The 18,158-nt window shown below is 58.2% G+C and carries 16 protein-coding genes and 1 pseudogene; 15 read left to right on the top strand and 2 right to left on the bottom strand.

Going from position 1 to position 18,158, the window contains the following annotated elements; all coding sequences use genetic code 11:
- Positions 1-12 precede the first annotated feature (12 nt).
- The 5 genes from dnaT (at position 13) to ECL_RS03665 (ending at position 4,938) form a co-directional block, all read left to right on the top strand.
- Positions 13-558, top strand: coding sequence for a primosomal protein DnaT (gene dnaT, locus ECL_RS03685; RefSeq protein WP_013095462.1), 546 nt, complete (start codon positions 13-15; stop codon positions 556-558).
- Entirely contained in the window at positions 555-1,292 is a 738-nt protein-coding gene (gene dnaC / locus ECL_RS03680; protein ID WP_013095461.1) for a replicative helicase loader DnaC, read from the top strand. The genes dnaT and dnaC overlap by 4 nt, the downstream gene beginning before the upstream one ends.
- Before the next feature lie 83 nt (positions 1,293-1,375).
- Positions 1,376-1,858, top strand: a complete 483-nt coding sequence (locus ECL_RS03675) for a YjjA family protein (protein ID WP_013095460.1) — start codon at positions 1,376-1,378, stop codon at positions 1,856-1,858.
- A gap of 270 nt (positions 1,859-2,128) precedes the next feature.
- Positions 2,129-4,420, top strand: a complete 2,292-nt coding sequence (gene opgB, locus ECL_RS03670; RefSeq protein ID WP_013095459.1) for a phosphatidylglycerol--membrane-oligosaccharide glycerophosphotransferase — start codon at positions 2,129-2,131, stop codon at positions 4,418-4,420.
- On the top strand, positions 4,420-4,938 hold the full coding sequence (locus ECL_RS03665) for a GNAT family N-acetyltransferase (protein ID WP_013095458.1): 519 nt from the start codon (positions 4,420-4,422) through the stop codon (positions 4,936-4,938). The genes opgB and ECL_RS03665 overlap by 1 nt, the downstream gene beginning before the upstream one ends.
- 72 nt (positions 4,939-5,010) lie before the next feature.
- Here the strand turns inward: ECL_RS03665 and tsr are convergent, their stop codons facing one another.
- Together tsr and hpaR are read right to left on the bottom strand one after the other, a co-directional pair.
- Positions 5,011-6,675 (bottom strand): methyl-accepting chemotaxis protein, encoded by a 1,665-nt coding sequence (gene tsr / locus ECL_RS03660; RefSeq protein WP_013095457.1) that lies wholly within the window; start codon positions 6,673-6,675, stop codon positions 5,011-5,013.
- A gap of 83 nt (positions 6,676-6,758) precedes the next feature.
- Positions 6,759-7,199, bottom strand: coding sequence for a homoprotocatechuate degradation operon regulator HpaR (gene hpaR / locus ECL_RS03655; protein WP_013095456.1), 441 nt, complete (start codon positions 7,197-7,199; stop codon positions 6,759-6,761).
- Between the two features lie 268 nt (positions 7,200-7,467).
- On the opposite strand from hpaR, the gene hpaG reads away from it, so the two are divergent.
- From hpaG to ECL_RS03605, 10 genes and pseudogenes are all read left to right on the top strand, one after another.
- Complete coding sequence (hpaG, locus tag ECL_RS03650) at positions 7,468-8,745, top strand: 4-hydroxyphenylacetate degradation bifunctional isomerase/decarboxylase (RefSeq protein WP_013095455.1); 1,278 nt, start codon at positions 7,468-7,470, stop codon at positions 8,743-8,745.
- A complete protein-coding gene (gene hpaE / locus ECL_RS03645; RefSeq protein WP_013095454.1) occupies positions 8,742-10,208 on the top strand; it encodes a 5-carboxymethyl-2-hydroxymuconate semialdehyde dehydrogenase in 1,467 nt (488 codons plus the stop codon). Before hpaG ends, hpaE begins: the two co-directional genes overlap by 4 nt.
- 1 nt (position 10,209) lies before the next feature.
- On the top strand, positions 10,210-11,061 hold the full coding sequence (hpaD, locus tag ECL_RS03640) for a 3,4-dihydroxyphenylacetate 2,3-dioxygenase (protein ID WP_013095453.1): 852 nt from the start codon (positions 10,210-10,212) through the stop codon (positions 11,059-11,061).
- Between the two features lie 9 nt (positions 11,062-11,070).
- On the top strand, positions 11,071-11,451 hold the full coding sequence (locus ECL_RS03635) for a 5-carboxymethyl-2-hydroxymuconate Delta-isomerase (RefSeq protein ID WP_013095452.1): 381 nt from the start codon (positions 11,071-11,073) through the stop codon (positions 11,449-11,451).
- Positions 11,452-11,573: 122 nt separating this feature from the next.
- Positions 11,574-12,377, top strand: a complete 804-nt coding sequence (gene hpaH, locus ECL_RS03630; protein ID WP_013095451.1) for a 2-oxo-hept-4-ene-1,7-dioate hydratase — start codon at positions 11,574-11,576, stop codon at positions 12,375-12,377.
- Between the two features lie 9 nt (positions 12,378-12,386).
- Positions 12,387-13,173 (top strand): annotated as a pseudogene (gene hpaI, locus ECL_RS03625) (4-hydroxy-2-oxoheptanedioate aldolase).
- Positions 13,174-13,194: 21 nt separating this feature from the next.
- The gene (hpaX, locus tag ECL_RS03620) at positions 13,195-14,541 is read left to right on the top strand and encodes a 4-hydroxyphenylacetate permease (protein WP_013095449.1); all 1,347 of its coding nucleotides are present in this window, start codon (positions 13,195-13,197) and stop codon (positions 14,539-14,541) included.
- Between the two features lie 9 nt (positions 14,542-14,550).
- On the top strand, positions 14,551-15,489 hold the full coding sequence (hpaA, locus tag ECL_RS03615) for a 4-hydroxyphenylacetate catabolism regulatory protein HpaA (RefSeq protein WP_013095448.1): 939 nt from the start codon (positions 14,551-14,553) through the stop codon (positions 15,487-15,489).
- 570 nt (positions 15,490-16,059) lie between these two features.
- Positions 16,060-17,622, top strand: coding sequence for a 4-hydroxyphenylacetate 3-monooxygenase, oxygenase component (gene hpaB, locus ECL_RS03610; RefSeq protein ID WP_013095447.1), 1,563 nt, complete (start codon positions 16,060-16,062; stop codon positions 17,620-17,622).
- A gap of 17 nt (positions 17,623-17,639) precedes the next feature.
- Positions 17,640-18,152, top strand: a complete 513-nt coding sequence (locus ECL_RS03605; protein WP_013095446.1) for a 4-hydroxyphenylacetate 3-monooxygenase reductase subunit — start codon at positions 17,640-17,642, stop codon at positions 18,150-18,152.
- Positions 18,153-18,158: the final 6 nt, after the last annotated feature.

The following is an 18,158-nucleotide window of genomic DNA, read 5'->3' as shown; positions in this document are numbered from 1 at the left end:
AGAGAAAGCGTTATGTCCTCCAGAATTCTGACCACCAGCATTGCTGGTATTGATGCCTTTATGCGCGATCCCAGCGGTGTGTTGACGCACGCCGAAGGCGGCACGCTTGCAGTGTTGGCCGACAACGCCCCGGCGTTTTACGCCCTCACCCCGGAGCGTCTGGCGCAGCTTCTGGAGATAGAAGCGCGGTTGTCGCGCCCGGCAAGTGACGTCACGCTCGATAACCAGTTCTTTGAAGAGCCGGGTAACGCCCCCGTCACGGTGCCGATGGGGAAATTTGCCCTGTACGCGGGCTGGCATCCGGATGTGGATTTCCAGCGGCAGGCGGCATTGTGGGGCATTGCGCTGACGCAACCGGCTACCCCTGAGGAGCTTGCCGCCTTTATTGCCTGGTGGCAGGCAGAAGGCAAAGTCTTCACCCACATTCAGTGGCAGCAAAAGCTCGCCCGCCATCTGCAAATTAACCGCGCCAGCAATAACGGCCAGCCAAAACGCGATATCAACGCTTTTTCAGAACCGGATAAACAGATCCCTAATGGATTCCGAGGTGCGAAATGAAAAACGTCGGCGACCTGATGAAACGACTGCAAAAGATGATGCCAGCCAATGTGAAGCCTGCCTTCACAACGGGTGAAGAACTTCTGGCGTGGCAAAAAGAACAGGGTGAGATCCGCGCTGCCGCCCTCGCCCGTGAAAACCGGGCGATGAAAATGCAGCGTACCTTTAACCGCTCCGGTATTCGCCCCCTGCATCAGAACTGCTCATTCGATAACTATAAAATTGAGACCAACGGGCAGATGAACGCCCTGGCCGCCGCCCGGCAGTACGTGGACGAATTCGACGGCAACATCGCCAGCTTTATCTTCAGCGGTAAGCCCGGTACCGGTAAAAATCACCTGGCCGCCGCCATCTGCAACGAACTGCTTCTGCGCGGGAAATCGGTGTTAATCATTACCGTGGCCGATATCATGTCTGCCATGAAAGATACCTTCAGCAACCGTGAAACCAGCGAAGAGCAGCTGCTTAACGATCTGAGCAATGTGGATTTGCTGGTTATTGACGAGATCGGTGTTCAAACCGAATCCCGCTATGAAAAGGTGATCATTAACCAGATTGTCGATCGCCGCTCTTCTTCCAAGCGTCCCACCGGCATGCTGACCAACCACAATATCGACGAGATGACCCGCTTACTGGGCGAGCGCGTGATGGATCGCATGAAGCTGGGCAACAGCCTCTACGTCATCTTTGACTGGGAAAGCTATCGCAGCCGCGTCACCGGTAAAGAGTATTAAGACAGTTCCAGGAATCGCCGCCGGAGCGGAGGTATATACTGGACCCCTTCCGGCCCAAAACGGACCTTTTTGAGAAAGCCATTATGAAAAAACAGATTCTTTTCAGCACACTTTTAGGCGCCCTGCTGGTCACCGGCATGGCCCATGCCGCGTCATGGCAGGAGTCCCTTTCCAGCGCCGCCAGCGAACTCACCAAAGAGAGCGGCAGCACTCAGGGCGGGCTGTCAGCCTCTTCCCTCACCAGCCTGCTGGGCAATAGCTCCCAGAGTCTGAGTGCCGGCACCATGAACAACGCAGCAGGCATCCTGGAATACTGTGCGAAGCAAAAGCTGGCTTCCGTGACCGATGCGCAAAATGTGAAAAACCAGGTGCTCGGTAAGCTGGGTCTGGACACCCAGGAGCAGAAAGCCGACACCAACTACATGGACGGCATTCAGGGTCTGCTGAACGCGCAAAATGGTCAGCAGCTGAATCTGAGCACCCTTGGCAACTCATCTCTGGCGAAACAGGTGAAAACCAAAGCCTGCGATCTGGTGCTGAAACAAGGCGTTAATTTCATCTCCTGATCGGCCCCATTTCCTGCCACAACACGCCGCGTTTAATACGTTAGTCTTGCAACGCGGCGTGAAACCGGCATTTTCCCCTTCTGCCCTCGTCTCAGCATCCGTACAGCAGGATGCGACCGCCTTCAAAAAAACGATTTTCTAAACCAATTCCTAACAACGGCACACTTTCGTGACACTAAAATTGCAGCTTAGCGACATCGCCATTACATTGTATTACCCAAAAAATAATCAATTAGCCAGCGAAGCACCTGGCGTCATGAGGATATGCTGTTGTCAGAGTTAATGTCCCTTGCCCTTTTTCTGGCCTCCATCGGCGTTTACGCCTGGAAAGCTGGCCGTAACACCTGGTGGTTTATCGCCACGCTGGTGGTGCTCGGCATTTTTATTGTTTTAAACATTACGCTCTACGCCAGCGATTACTTTACCGGAGACGGGATAAACGATGCGGTGCTCTACACCCTGACCAATAGCCTGACGGGCGCGGGCGTGGGTAAATATATCCTCCCCGGTCTGGGCCTGGTGCTGGCGCTGGTGACCATTTTTGGCGCGCTCGCCTGGGTGCTGCGCCGCCGCCGTCATCTTCCGCACCACCATGGCTACAGCCTGCTGGCGCTTTTCCTTGCGCTGGCCTCCGTGGATGCCAGCCCGGCATTTCATCAGATCACCGAGCTGGTGAAATCCCAGTCGCGCGACGGTGACCCGGATTTCGTGGCGTACTATAAAGAGCCATCGAAAACGATAGCCAACCCGAAGCTTAATCTGGTGTACATCTACGGCGAGAGTCTGGAGAGGACCTATTTCGATAACGACGCCTTCCCGAACCTGACGCCGGATCTGGGCGCGCTGAAAAACGAAGGCCTCGACTTCAGTCACACCATGCAGCTGCCCGGCACCGACTACACCATTGCCGGAATGGTCGCCTCCCAGTGCGGCATTCCTCTGTTTGCCCCCTTTGAAGGCAACGCCTCAGCTTCAATGTCGAGCTTCTTCCCGCAGAATATCTGCCTGGGCGACATCCTGAAAAACTCCGGTTACGAGAACTATTTTGTCCAGGGGGCCAACCTGCGCTTTGCCGGGAAAGATGTGTTCCTGAAATCACACGGGTTTGATCATCTGTACGGCTCAGAAGAGTTAAAAACGACCGTCGCCGATCCCACTTACCGCAACGACTGGGGCTTCTACGACGATACCGTACTGGAGGAGACCTGGAAAAAATTCGAAGAACTGTCCCGCGCCGGGAAACGCTTCTCCCTCTTTGCCCTGACGGTAGATACTCACCATCCTGACGGTTTTGTCTCGCGCACCTGCAAGCGCAAACGCTACGACATTGACGGCAAAGATAATAAATCCTTCAGCGCCGTCACCTGTAGCCAGGAGCATATCGCCGCCCTTGTTCAGAAAATCAAAACCTCACCCTGGTTCAAAAACACGGTGATCGTGGTCTCTTCAGACCATCTGGCGATGAAAAACAGCGCGTGGGATCAGCTGAACAAACAGGATCGCAGCAACCTGTTCTTCGTTCTGCGCGGCGACACACCGCAGCAGGAGGTAATCGCCACCAAGCGTAATTCGATGGATAACGGCGCCACGGTGCTGGATATTCTTGGCGGTGACAACTTTATTGGCCTGGGCCGCAGCACGCTGTCGGGACAATCGCTGTCCGAAGTGTTCCTCAACATGAAGGAAAAAATCCTCGCCTGGAAGCCGGATATCATTCGTCTGTGGAACTTCCCGAAAGAGATGAAAGACTTCACTATCGATCAGGATAAAAAAACGATCGCCTTCTCAGGCAGCCACTTCCGGCTGCCGCTGCTGCTGCGCGTGTCGGATAACCGCGTTGAGCCGCTGCCCGAAAGCGAATACTCGGCGCCGCTGCGCTTCCAGCTGGCGGAGTTTGCCCCGCGAGATAACTTTGTCTGGGTCGATAAGTGCTACAAAATGGGCCAGCTCTGGTCGCCGCCGCTGGCGCTGTCGACGGACTGGTGCGTCTCTCAGGGGCAGCTTGGCGGGGAGCAAACCGTGCAGCACGTGGATAAGCCAGTATGGAAGGGCAAAACCGCCTTCAGGGATACGGTTATCGATACCGCCCGCTATCAGCGCAACATTGATATGCTGAAAATCGTCGACAACGATATTCGCTATAAAGCGGACAGCTTCATCTTCAACGTCGCCGGTGCGCCGGAAGAAGTTAAACAGTTCAGCGGTATCTCTCGTCCGGAGTCCTGGGGTCGCTGGTCCAACGCACAGCTGGGCAATGAAGTAAAAATTGAGTATGCCCACCCCTTGCCGCAGAAATTCGACCTGGTGATCACCGCCAAAGCGTATGGCGCTAATGCTAACCGCCCTGTTCCGGTACGGGTGGGCGACAGCGAGCAAACGCTGACCCTTGGCAACGAAGTCACCACCACCACGCTGCATTTCGATAATCCTTCACGGAGTAATACCCTGGTGATTGTGCCGCCAGAGCCGCAATCCACCAATGAAGGCAATATTCTCGGCCACTCACCGCGCGAGCTCGGGATTGGCATGGTCGAAATTAAAATCGTGGGTAACGCAGGCTAATGCGTGTCGGCCTTAACATCACCGTTCGCCCAACACGCCCCGGTGACGTCACCGCCCTGCCCGCCATAGAACGCGCGGCGGGCGAGCGTTTCCGGGATTACCCGGAACTCGCCTGGCTTGCAGAGGGCGATGTCATTTCCGCTGAGCAGCATCTCGACTACGCCGAACGCGGACTGAGCTGGCTGGCGCTGGCCAACGACCAGCCGGTCGGTTTTATCCTCGCAGAATTGCACGTTTCGTCGCTGTTCATCGTGGAGCTTTCGGTGCATCTGGACTGGCAGGGAAAAGGGATCGGCCGACGGCTCATCGCCTGTGTCGCTGACCAGGCCCGCAAAAGGGGGCTGGCATCGCTGACGCTGACAACCTTCCGGGACGTGCCGTGGAATGCGCCGTTCTATGCGCGGCTGGGGTTTGAAATGATAACGACGCTGACGCCTGAACTGCGTGAAAAACGCGAAGAAGAGATGGCGCACGGTTTAGCGTATGACGCTCGCTGTGCCATGCGCCTGCCTCTGTAATATCGCCCGGTGGCGCACCGTCATTGCGTAGGCCGGGTAAGGCGTAGCCGCCACCCGGCACCACGCACGGCGTTAGAAGGTTTCCCAGTTATCGCCCGCATCCGCGGTCGCCGGTTTACGCATCACCACCGGTGCAGCAACGCTTTTGGCAGCGGCAAACTCACGTGCTTTCATCTGCTCCTGCTGAATACGGAACACCGCGACGGCCTGCGTCAGGCGGCTCGCCTGCTCTTCCAGCGCCGCAGCGGCAGCAGCAGACTCTTCCACCAGCGAGGCGTTCTGCTGAGTCACGCGATCCATCTCCGCCACCGCCAGACCAACCTGATCGATACCGCGGCTCTGCTCATCAGAGGCAGAGGCGATTTCGCCCATGATATCGGTCACGCGGGTCACCGCATTAACGATTTCACCCATCGTTTCACCGGCGCTTTCCACCAGCGTTGAGCCCACTTCCACACGACCGACGGAGTCTTCAATCAGGCTCTTGATCTCACGGGCAGCCTGGGCACTGCGCTGGGCCAGGTTACGTACTTCACCTGCCACGACGGCGAATCCGCGACCCTGCTCACCCGCACGTGCAGCTTCAACCGCCGCGTTCAGTGCCAGAATGTTGGTCTGGAAGGCAATACCGTCAATCACGCTGATAATATCGGCGATTTTCTGCGAACTGCCCGCGATGTCGCGCATGGTTTGCACCACGTTATCCACCACTTTCCCGCCCTTCTGTGCGGTTTCAGACGCACTCAGCGCCAGGTTGCTCGCCTGGCGGGCATTCTCGGCGTTCTGCTTCACGGTCGCCGTCAGCTGCTCCATGCTGGCTGCGGTCTCTTCCAGGGAAGCGGCCTGCTGTTCAGTACGGGAAGAGAGATCGTTATTGCCCATCGCGATTTCGCTCGCGCCGCTGTAGATGGCGTTTGCGCCGTTACGCACGTCACCAACGGTACGTACCAGTTCGCTCTGCATATGACGCAGCGAGTCGGCCAGTTCACCCATCTCGTTAGCGCCTTCCACTTCAATGCGCTTCACCAGATCGCCACTGGCGATATGGCGGATGTTGTCGATGAGACGGGTCAGCGGAGAGATCAGCGCCTGCTTGATACCCAGCCACACGCCCACGATGACCACCAGCACAACCATCAGCACGCTGATCAGCACCCAGATCGCCTGGCTGTAAGAGCTGTTGCTGTTTTCCACCGCCATCTGATACAGCTTGTCGTTCTGCAGCAGGTAGTTCACATACTGCTTCTCAAAACCATCCTGATAGCTCTGGGTAGGCTGATCGAAGAAAGCGTTAATTTTGCCTGCACCCAGCAGCTGAATCAGCTCCGCCAACGCGCCGTGATAAATATCGTAGTTACGCTTAATTTCCATCGCTTCAGCGTCGCTCTGACGCGGATCGCGCGGCAGGGCTTCGTAGGCGGCCCAGTTTTTTTCCGCCTGTTTCAGTGACACAGAGGCAATTTGCATCAGATCGTTCACGGTCGCGCCGCTGCCGATATTGTTCTGATCCATCATGTAGCGGATGCCCGCGCGGTTCAGGGTGTTACGGGTTTGCAGCAACGCCACCCAGCTGGCGTTCAGCGTGGATTGTTGCTGGCGAATGGTTTGCAGGACGGTGAAATTCTCTTTGTCATGCTTCAGGGCATTGAAGAAAAGACCACCGGAGGTCAGTTGTAAAAGGCCAAATATCGCTAAAACCAGCATTAAGCTGGTGACAATCTTGATACGGTTTAACATGTTTTCTCTTCCTTCAGACAGATACAGAATTTTCGGCCTGGAAAGGGAAAACTTTACGAAAATCATCCTTTAATTTGTGGTTTTTACTCTTCGTCACGCGCTGCGTTATGGCGGTTTCCCAGCGCGATAAACTCCTCAAGCAGCGCCGTCAGCTGTTTCATCTTCTCCGGCGTATATTCCGCCTCTATTTGCTGGTACGCCTCTTCCACCTGCGCCTGAGCGTGCTCGTACAGCGCGTTGCCCTCTTTGGTCAGCGACACGTACAGTTTGCGCTGGTCATTGACCGGTTTTAAGCGCAGCACCAGACCGTCGCGCTCCATGCGCGTCAGAATGCCCGTCAGGCTCGGGCGCAATATGCAGGTCCGAAACGCCAGATCGTGAAAATCCATCGAGGGATGTTCAGCCAGCACTCGCACAATGCGCCACTGCTGCTCGGTCAGATTATGCCGCTTCACAATCGGTCGGAAGTAGGACATTGCCGCTTCCCGCGCCTGCAACAGGGCGATAGTTAAAGAATCATGCATAGCCACTCCCGCTTATTGTTAACAAGTAAACAATTCAAAATCGCTGTTTTAATCAACTGCTTTTTGACCATCGAAAAGTCTAACAGAAACAACAGCACTTTATTAACACAATGATAAATATATCATTTTAAAAGAAAATGTAAATTTATTGTTATTCATATCACAAATATTTCACTTCTGATTGCGAAATAATCAGCAAAAGCATAAAACCAGATCATTAACATATTAACAAAATTAACGCCGGCGTTCCGGCTTGAGGAGTATGTCAATGAAAGGTACCGTTTTTGCCGTGGCGCTGAACCACCAAAGCCAGCGCGACGCCTGGGCTGAGGCGTTTGAAAAAGCCCCCTACAACACCCCGCCAAAAACCGCGGTGTGGTTTATCAAGCCACACAACACGGTGATCCGCGCAGGTGAACCCATCCCGTTCCCGCAGGGTGAGACGGTGCTGAGCGGCGCAACCGTCGCGCTGGTGGTGGGCAAAACGGCCAGCAAAGTTCGCGTGGAGGACGCAGCGGCCTACATCGCCGGGTACGCACTGGCCAACGAGGTAAGCCTGCCGGAAGAGAGCTTTTATCGCCCGGCAATCAAAGCCAAATGCCGGGACGGGTTTTGTCCGCTGGGTGAGCTGGTCGCCGTCGACAACGTGGATAACCTGACTATCATCACCGAAATCAACGGCCGCGAAGCGGACCACTGGAACACCGCCGGGCTACAGCGCAACGCCGCCGAACTGCTGAGCGCCCTGAGCGAGTTCGCGACCCTGAATCCGGGCGATGCGATCTTGCTCGGCACGCCGCAAAGCCGCGTCGAGATCCGCCCGGGCGATCGGGTACGCATTCTGGCGGAAGGGTTCCCGGCACTGGAAAACCCGGTGGTGGATGAACGCGACGTGGCGATGGCTCAGGGCGCGCACCCTCACCCCACGCTGTTCGCCCTCGGCCTGAACTACGCCGATCACGCCAGCGAGCTGGCATTCACGCCACCGACAGAGCCGCTGGTATTTATCAAAGCGCCCAATACCTTCAACGGCGACAACCAGACCTCGGTACGCCCGGACAACGTTGAGTACATGCACTACGAGGCGGAGCTGGTGGTGGTCATCGGCAAAACCGCGCGTAAGGTCAGTGAAGCCGAGGCGATGGATTTTGTTGCGGGCTACACGGTCTGTAACGACTACGCCATTCGCGACTATCTCGAAAATTACTACCGCCCGAATCTGCGGGTCAAAAGCCGCGACGGGTTAACCCCCATCAGCCCCAACATCGTGCCAAAAGCAGCCATTCCCGATCCGCATAACTTAACCCTGCGCACCTTCGTCAACGGTGAATTACGTCAGGAAGGGACCACGGCGGATCTGATCTTCAGCATCCCATACCTGATTGCATACCTGAGCGAATTCATGACTCTGCAGCCGGGCGACATGATCGCCACCGGCACGCCAAAAGGACTGTCCGACGTGGTACCGGGGGATGAAGTGGTGGTGGAAGTGGAAGGCGTGGGTCGCCTAGTAAACCGGATTGTGAGTGAGGAGACGGCAAAATGAAAAAGATTAACCACTGGATCAACGGCAAAAACGTGGCGGGAAGCGACTACTTCCACACCACCAACCCGGCCTCCGGCGAGGTGCTGGCAGAAGTCGCCGCCGGCGGGGAAGCGGAAATCCATCAGGCCGTGGCGGCAGCAAAAGAGGCTTTCCCAAAGTGGGCCAACCTGCCGATGAAAGAGCGTGCGCGTCTGATGCGTCGCCTGGGCGATCTGATTGACCAGAACGTGCCGGACATTGCCGCGATGGAAACCGCCGACACCGGCCTGCCCATCCACCAGACCAAAAACGTGCTTATCCCGCGCGCCTCGCACAACTTCGAGTTCTTCGCCGAAGTGTGCCAGCAGATGAACGGCAAAACCTACCCGGTTGACGACAAGATGCTGAACTACACCCTGGTGCAGCCGGTGGGCGTCTGCGCGCTGGTGTCGCCGTGGAACGTGCCGTTTATGACCGCCACCTGGAAGGTCGCCCCCTGCCTGGCGCTGGGGAATACCGCCGTGCTGAAGATGTCTGAACTCTCGCCGCTGACCGCCGACCGTCTGGGCGAACTGGCGCTGGAGGCGGGTATTCCGGCGGGCGTGCTGAACGTGGTGCAGGGCTATGGCGCCACGGCAGGCGATGCGCTGGTGCGCCATCACGACGTGCGGGCCGTCTCCTTCACCGGCGGCACCGCCACCGGGCGCAATATCATGAAAAACGCCGGGCTGAAGAAATACTCCATGGAGCTGGGCGGCAAATCCCCGGTGCTGATTTTTGAAGATGCCGACATTGAGCGCGCGCTGGACGCCGCCCTGTTCACCATCTTCTCCATCAACGGCGAGCGCTGCACCGCGGGCTCGCGCATTTTCATCCAGCAGAGCATCTACCCGGAATTCGTCAAACGCTTCGCCGAGCGCGCCAACCGCCTGCGCGTGGGCGATCCGACCGATCCGAACACCCAGATTGGCGCACTGATTAGCCAACAGCACTGGGAGAAAGTCTCCGGCTATATCCGCCTGGGCATTGAGGAGGGCGCGACCCTGCTGGCGGGCGGCCCGGACAAACCGGCCGACCTGCCTGCGCACCTGAAAGGCGGTAACTTCCTGCGCCCGACGGTGCTGGCGGATGTCGACAACCGCATGCGCGTGGCGCAGGAGGAGATCTTCGGCCCGGTAGCATGCCTGCTGCCGTTCAAGGATGAAGCGGAAGGGCTACGCCTGGCCAACGACGTGGAGTACGGCCTGGCGTCGTACATCTGGACCCAGGACGTCAGCAAAGTGCTGCGTCTGGCGCGCAATATCGAAGCGGGCATGGTGTTCGTGAATACCCAGAACGTGCGCGATCTGCGCCAGCCGTTTGGCGGCGTGAAGGCCTCCGGCACCGGGCGCGAAGGCGGCGAGTACAGCTTTGAGGTGTTCGCGGAGATGAAGAACGTCTGCATCTCCATGGGCGACCATCCGATTCCAAAATGGGGGATCTAAAATGGGAAAGTTAGCGTTAGCGGCAAAAATCACGCACGTACCGTCAATGTATCTCTCTGAGCTGCCGGGTAAAAACCACGGCTGCCGTCAGGGGGCCATTGACGGGCACAAAGAGATCGGCAAGCGCTGCCGCGAGCTGGGCGTCGATACCATCATCGTCTTCGACACCCACTGGCTGGTGAACAGCGCCTATCACATCAACTGTGCGGACCATTTTTCAGGCATCTACACCAGTAACGAGCTGCCGCACTTTATCCGCGACATGACCTACGACTACGACGGCAACCCGGAGCTCGGGCAGCTGATCGCCGACGAGGCGGTCAAGCTTGGCGTGCGCGCCAAAGCGCACAACATCCCGAGCCTGAAGCTGGAATACGGCACGCTGGTGCCGATGCGCTACATGAACGCGGATAAGCACTTCAAAGTGGTCTCCATCTCGGCGTTCTGCACGGTTCACGACTTCGCCGACAGCCGCAGGCTGGGCGAGGCCATCGTCAGCGCCATCGAAAAGTATGACGGCACCGTGGCGGTGCTCGCCAGCGGCTCACTGTCGCACCGCTTTATCGACGACCAGCGTGCGGAAGAAGGGATGAACAGCTACACCCGCGAGTTCGACCGCCAGATGGACGAACGGGTGGTGAAGCTATGGCGCGAAGGCCAGTTCAAAGAGTTCTGCAGCATGCTGCCGGAGTACGCCGATTACTGCTACGGCGAGGGCAACATGCACGACACGGTGATGCTGCTGGGTATGCTCGGCTGGGACAAATACGACGGCAAGGTTGAATTCCTCACCGAGCTGTTCGCCAGCTCCGGTACCGGCCAGGTTAACGCCGTTTTCCCGCTGCCCGCGTAAGGAGCCACCATGCCGCATTTTATCGCTGAATGTACCGACAACATCCGCGAGCAGGCCGACCTGCCGGGGCTGTTCGCCAAAGTGAACGAGGCGCTGGCCGCCACCGGTATTTTCCCCATCGGCGGTATCCGCAGCCGTGCCCACTGGCTGGATACCTGGCAGATGGCGGACGGCAAGCAGGATTACGCCTTTGTGCATATGACGCTGAAGATTGGCTCCGGACGCAGCCTGGAGAGCCGCGAGGCCGTGGGGGAGATGCTGTTTGCGCTGATCAAAGCGCATTTTGCCGACCTCATGGCGAGCCGCTATCTGGCGCTGTCGTTTGAGCTCGACGAACTGCACCCGACGCTCAATTACAAGCAAAACAACGTGCACGCGTTGTTTACGTAATACCGTCCCCTCTCCCTTTGGGAGAGGGTTAGGGTGAGGGGAAATCTCTGCGGCCCGATGCCCTCACCCCGTCCCTTTCCCACTGGGAGAGGGAGAAAACAAACATAAAACAGGATATCGCCATGCTCGACAAACACACCCATACCCTGATCGCCCACCGCCTGCATCAGGCGGAGCAGTCCCGGGAGCAGATCCGCGCGATCTCGCTGGAGTACCCGGAGATCACGATTGAAGACGCCTACGCCGTACAGCGCGAATGGGTGAACCTGAAAATCGCCGAAGGCCGCGTGCTGAAAGGCCACAAGATCGGCCTCACCTCAAAAGCGATGCAGGCCAGCTCGCAGATCAGCGAGCCGGACTACGGTGCGCTGCTGGACGATATGTTCTTCCACGACGGCAGCGACATCCCCGTCGATCGCTTTATCGTCCCGCGCATTGAGGTGGAGCTGGCCTTCGTGCTGGCAAAACCGCTGCGCGGACCGAACTGCACGATCTTCGACGTCTACAACGCCACAGATTACGTCATCCCCGCGCTGGAACTGATCGACGCCCGCTGCCACAACGTTGACCCGGAAACCCAGCGCCCGCGCAAGGTGTTCGACACCATCTCCGATAACGCCGCCAACGCGGGCGTGATCCTCGGCGGCCGTCCGATTAAGCCCGACGAGCTGGATCTGCGCTGGATCTCCGCCCTGCTCTATCGCAACGGCGTGATCGAAGAGACCGGCGTTGCCGCGGGCGTGCTCAACCACCCGGCTAACGGTGTGGCGTGGCTGGCCAACAAACTTGCCCCCTACGACGTTCAGCTTGAGCCTGGCCAGATCATTCTCGGTGGTTCGTTTACCCGTCCGGTCGCGGCCAGCAAAGGCGATACCTTCCACGTGGACTACGGCAACATGGGCTCCATCAGCTGCCGCTTTGTCTAGGAGATAACCATGCAAAACGCATTCAAAACGGCGCTGAAAGCCGGAAAGCCGCAGATTGGTTTATGGCTGGGGCTGACCAGCAGCTACAGCGCCGAACTGCTGTCGGGGGCTGGTTTCGACTGGCTGCTGATCGACGCCGAACACCGTGCAGACCGTCTTAACCCAGCTGCAGGCCATCGCCCCTTATCCGAGCCAGCCGGTCGTCCGCCCGTCGTGGAACGATCCGGTGCAGATCAAACAGCTGCTGGATGTGGGCGCGCAAACCCTGCTGGTACCGATGATACAAAACGCCGAAGAAGCCCGTCTGGCGGTCCGTTCCACGCGCTATCCGCCTGCGGGTATTCGCGGCGTGGGCAGCGCCCTGGCGCGGGCCTCGCGCTGGAACCGCATCCCGGACTACCTGCACCAGGCCAACGACGCCATGTGCGTGCTGGTGCAAATCGAAACCCGCGAGGCGCTAAAAAACCTGCCGCAGATCCTGGATGTGGACGGCGTCGACGGGGTGTTTATCGGCCCGGCGGATCTGAGCGCCGACATGGGCTTTGCCGGTAATCCTCAGCACCCGGAAGTGCAGGCGGCCATTGAACAGGCGATCGCGCAGATCCTGAGCGCCGGCAAAGCGCCCGGCATCCTGATGGCCAACGAGCAGCTGGCAAAACGCTATCTCGAACTCGGTGCGTTGTTTGTCGCCGTCGGCGTCGACACCACCCTGCTCGCCCGCAGCGCCGAAGCGCTGGCGGCACGTTTTATCGATCACCCGGTTACGTCAGTTAATAACAATAAATCCGTCTACTAAACGTAAGATCTGGAGCGCACCATGACGACCTCTACCCTGCAAGATAATAAAGCTGTTGAACATCGCGTTATAAATAAGCTGTTCCGTCGTTTGATCGTGTTTCTCTTTATCCTGTTTGTCTTCTCGTTTCTCGATCGCATCAACATTGGCTTTGCCGGGCTGACGATGGGCAAAGATCTGGGCCTCACCTCCACGATGTTTGGCCTGGCCGCGACGCTCTTTTACGTCACCTACGTGCTGTGCGGGATCCCGAGCAACATCATGCTGGCGAAGATCGGCGCCCGGCGCTGGATCGCCGGGATCATGGTGGTGTGGGGGATCGCGTCCACCTGCACCATGTTCGCCACCAGCCCGGAAACGCTCTATGTGCTGCGCATGCTGGTGGGCATTGCCGAGGCTGGCTTCCTGCCGGGGATTTTGGTCTATCTCACCTGGTGGTTCCCGGCCTATCACCGCGCCCGCGCCAACGCACTGTTTATGATTGCCATGCCGGTAACCATGATGCTCGGCTCTATTCTTTCCGGCTACATCCTGGCGATGGACGGGCTGTGGAATCTGAAAGGCTGGCAGTGGCTGTTCCTGCTGGAAGGGTTGCCGTCGGTGGTGCTCGGCGTGGTGACCTGGTTCTACCTTAACGACACCCCGGATCAGGCCAGCTGGCTGGATGATGAAGAAAAGCAAACGCTGAAAACCATGATCGCCCGTGAGCAAGAGCTGGCGGTGGCGCATGCCGCCACGCCGCGTTCAACGCTGCGTGAAGTCCTGACCCCGGCGGTACTGCTCTATACGCTGGCCTATTTCTGTCTGACGAACACGCTGAGTGCGATCAATATCTGGACGCCGCAGATCCTGCAAAGCTTCAACACCGGCAGCAGCAACATTGTGATCGGCCTGCTGGCGGCGATCCCGCAGTTTTGCACCATCCTCGGCATGATCTGGTGGAGCCGTCGCTCCGACAGGCTGAAAGAGCGAAAAAAGCACACCATCCTGCCGTATCTCTTCGCGGCGGCGGGATGGATGCTGGCCTCGGCCACCGATCACAGCCTGATCCAGCTGCTTGGCATCATCATGGCCTCAACCGGATCGTTTACCGCCATGGCGATATTCTGGACCACGCCGGATCAGGTTATTAGCCTGCAGTCCCGTGCGGTGGCGCTGGCGGTGATCAACGCTATCGGCAACGTCGGATCCGCCGTCAGCCCGCTGCTGATCGGCATTCTGCGTGATGCTACCGGCAGCTTCAGCTCCGGGCTGTGGTTCGTCGCCGGGCTGCTGGTGGTGGGCGCGCTGGTGCTGACGCGGATCCCAATGACCCGCCAGGAGAGCCTCGGGCGCGATCCGGGGATGGCGGCACAGAAGATCCACTGAGGAGGAGCTATGTGCCAGAGCCCCGTCGCCAATATCGATATCAGCAAAGAGTACGACGAAAGTCTGGGCACCGACGATGTGCACTATCAGTCGTTCGCCCGCATGGCGGCCTTTTTTGGCCGCGACATGCAGGCGCATCGTCACGACCAGTATTTTCAGATGCACTTTCTTGATACCGGGCAGATAGAACTCCAGCTCGACGATCATCGCTACTCGGTGCAGGCTCCGCTGTTCGTCATTACCCCGCCGTCGGTGCCGCACGCGTTTATCACCGAATCCGACAGCGATGGCCACGTTCTGACGGTACGCGAGGATCTCATCTGGCCGCTGCTGGAGGTGCTCTACCCCGGCACGCGAGAAGCGTTTGGCCTGCCGGGGATCTGCCTGTCGCTGGCCGATAAGCCCGAGGAGCTGGCGGCGCTCAGGCACTACTGGCTGCTGATTGCCAGGGAATCCACCGGGCAACTTCCTGGGCGCGAGCATACCCTGGTGCTGCTCGCGCAGGCGGTCTTTACCCTGCTGCTGCGTAACGCCAGGCTCGACGACCACGCTTCAGGCGGCATGCGCGGTGAGTTAAAACTGTTCCAGCGCTTTACCCAGTTGATTGACACCCACTATCACCAGCACTGGACGGTGCCGGACTACGCCTGTGAACTCCACCTGACCGAATCCCGCCTGACCGATATCTGCCGCCGCTTCGCCAACCGTCCGCCGAAGCGGCTGATCTTCGACCGCCAGCTGCGCGAAGCCAGACGGCTGTTGCTCTTTTCCGACAGTACGGTCAGCGAGATTGCGTGGCAGTTGGGCTTTAAGGATCCGGCCTATTTTGCCCGCTTTTTCAATCGCCTGACGGGTTGCTCGCCCAGCGCGTATCGGGCGCAGAAAGTACCGGTTTCCCCTGTTGCCCTCACCTCTGCCCTCTCCCAACGGGCTGAGGGATCTCCATAAATAATGCCTGCACAGACGGCCCCCTCTCCCTTTGGGAGAGGGCTGGGGTGAGGGGGAACATACGGCTGTGGAGGTCATTCCGTTCACTTTATGTTCCTTGCTACTCTGTAACAACATGACCCGTGAACGTGCCAGGGTGGCTCAGTCGCCACCACCCTGGCGACCCGGGCTCCCGGCGGTAAATCGCCGCTTCGCGGTGCCTTCGGCTTATTCCTTCCGGCTTATCGGGGACGGGCGGATGTAACGTCCCTGTAAGGCCGCCCTCTCGGCGCATCCCTGCGCCTCGCCCCGGCCTGCAGGAAACGCCTCAGCGATTTACAGCCGGACCAGGGCGTCGCTGTAAGTCATTCATTTTCCTGAAACAACGTTCATCGCTTTCGGTAAACATTACTGGGGATCCCTCTCCCGTTGGGAGAGGGTTAGGGTGAGGGAAATCACACTCTGCGATCTCTCGCGAAAAGTACCTGCCGTTGTCCCAATCGTCCCTTCACGTTCCGCCCCTCTCACGCTTCAATTAAACAACAAAAACAAAACATAAATTTAACAAACCAATTCCGATACGAGGTCCCTATGAAGCCTGAAGAGTTCCGCGCTGATACCAAACGCCCGTTAACCGGCGAAGAGTATTTAAAAAGCCTGCAGGATGGCCGCGAGATTTATATCTACGGCGAGCGCGTTAAAGACGTCACCACCCATCCGGCGTTTCGCAATGCGGCGGCCTCCATCGCGCAGATGTACGACGCGCTGCACAAACCGGACATGCAGGATACGCTGTGCTGGGGCACCGACACCGGCAGCGGCGGTTACACCCATAAGTTCTTCCGCGTGGCGAAAAGCGCCGACGACCTGCGTCAGCAGCGAGACGCCATCGCCGAGTGGTCTCGCCTGAGCTACGGCTGGATGGGCCGCACGCCGGACTACAAAGCCGCGTTCGGCTGCGCGCTCGGCGCAAACCCGGCCTTCTACGGCCAGTTTGAGCAAAATGCCCGTAACTGGTATACCCGCATTCAGGAAACCGGCCTGTACTTTAACCACGCTATCGTCAACCCGCCTATCGACCGCCACAAACCGGCGGACGAGGTGAAAGACGTCTATATCAAGCTGGAAAAAGAGACCGACGCCGGGATCATCGTCAGCGGTGCCAAAGTAGTTGCCACCAACTCGGCGCTGACCCACTACAACATGATCGGCTTTGGCTCCGCGCAGGTGATGGGCGAAAACCCGGACTTTGCGCTGATGTTCGTCGCGCCAATGGACGCCGAAGGGGTGAAGCTGATCTCCCGCGCCTCCTACGAGATGGTGGCTGGCGCTACCGGCTCGCCGTACGACTACCCGCTCTCCAGCCGTTTTGATGAGAACGACGCGATCCTGGTGATGGATAATGTACTGATCCCATGGGAAAACGTGCTGATCTACCGCGATTTCGACCGCTGCCGTCGCTGGACTATGGAAGGCGGTTTTGCCCGCATGTACCCGCTGCAGGCCTGCGTGCGTCTGGCGGTGAAGCTCGACTTCATCACCGCCCTGCTGAAAAAATCGCTGGAGTGTACCGGCACCCTGGAGTTCCGCGGCGTGCAGGCAGATCTCGGCGAAGTGGTCGCCTGGCGCAATATGTTCTGGGCGCTGAGCGACTCCATGTGTTCCGAAGCCACGCCGTGGGTGAACGGTGCGTACCTGCCGGATCACGCGGCGCTGCAAACCTATCGCGTGATGGCGCCAATGGCCTACGCGAAGATTAAAAACATCATCGAACGCAACGTCACCAGCGGGCTGATCTACCTGCCATCCAGCGCACGGGATCTGAACAACCCGCAGATCGATCAGTATCTGGCGAAGTACGTGCGCGGCTCCAACGGCATGGATCACGTCGAACGCATCAAGATTTTGAAGCTGATGTGGGATGCCATCGGCAGCGAATTTGGCGGCCGTCACGAGCTGTATGAGATCAATTACTCCGGCAGCCAGGACGAAATTCGCCTGCAGTGTCTGCGCCAGGCGCAAAGCTCCGGCAACATGGACAAAATGATGGCGATGGTCGACCGCTGCATGTCTGAGTACGACCAACACGGCTGGACGGTGCCACACCTGCACAACAACAGCGATATCAACATGCTGGACAAGCTGCTGAAATAACGCAGCGGGAGGTTTCAATGCATTCAGATGAACAACGCCTGCGTTTTCGCGACGCCATGGCCAGCCTGTCGGCCGCGGTGAATGTCATCACCACGGCGGGCGATGCCGGACGCTGCGGGATCACCGCCACTGCCGTCTGCTCGGTAACGGATTCCCCGCCGTCGGTCATGGTCTGTATCAACGCCAACAGCGCCATGAACCCGGTGTTTCAGGGCAACGGCAAACTGTGCGTGAACGTGCTCAACCACGAGCAGGAGATCATGGCTCGCCACTTCGCCGGTATGACCGGGATGGCCATGGAGGAGCGCTTTACCCTCTCCTGCTGGCAGAAAGGTCCTCTGGCGCAACCGGTGCTGAAAGGGGCGCTGGCAAGCCTGGAAGGCGAGATAAGTCAGGTGCAAACCATCGGCACGCATCTGGTTTATCTTGTTGAAATTAAAAATATCATCCTCAGTGAAGAGGGCCACGGCCTGATCTATTTCAAACGTCGTTTCCACCCGGTAATGATGGAGCCGGAAGCAGCCGTGTGATCCCCT

The organism is Enterobacter cloacae subsp. cloacae ATCC 13047 (assembly GCF_000025565.1).
Lineage (GTDB): Bacteria > Pseudomonadota > Gammaproteobacteria > Enterobacterales > Enterobacteriaceae > Enterobacter > Enterobacter cloacae.
This window is presented reverse-complemented; position numbering and strand designations above follow the sequence as displayed.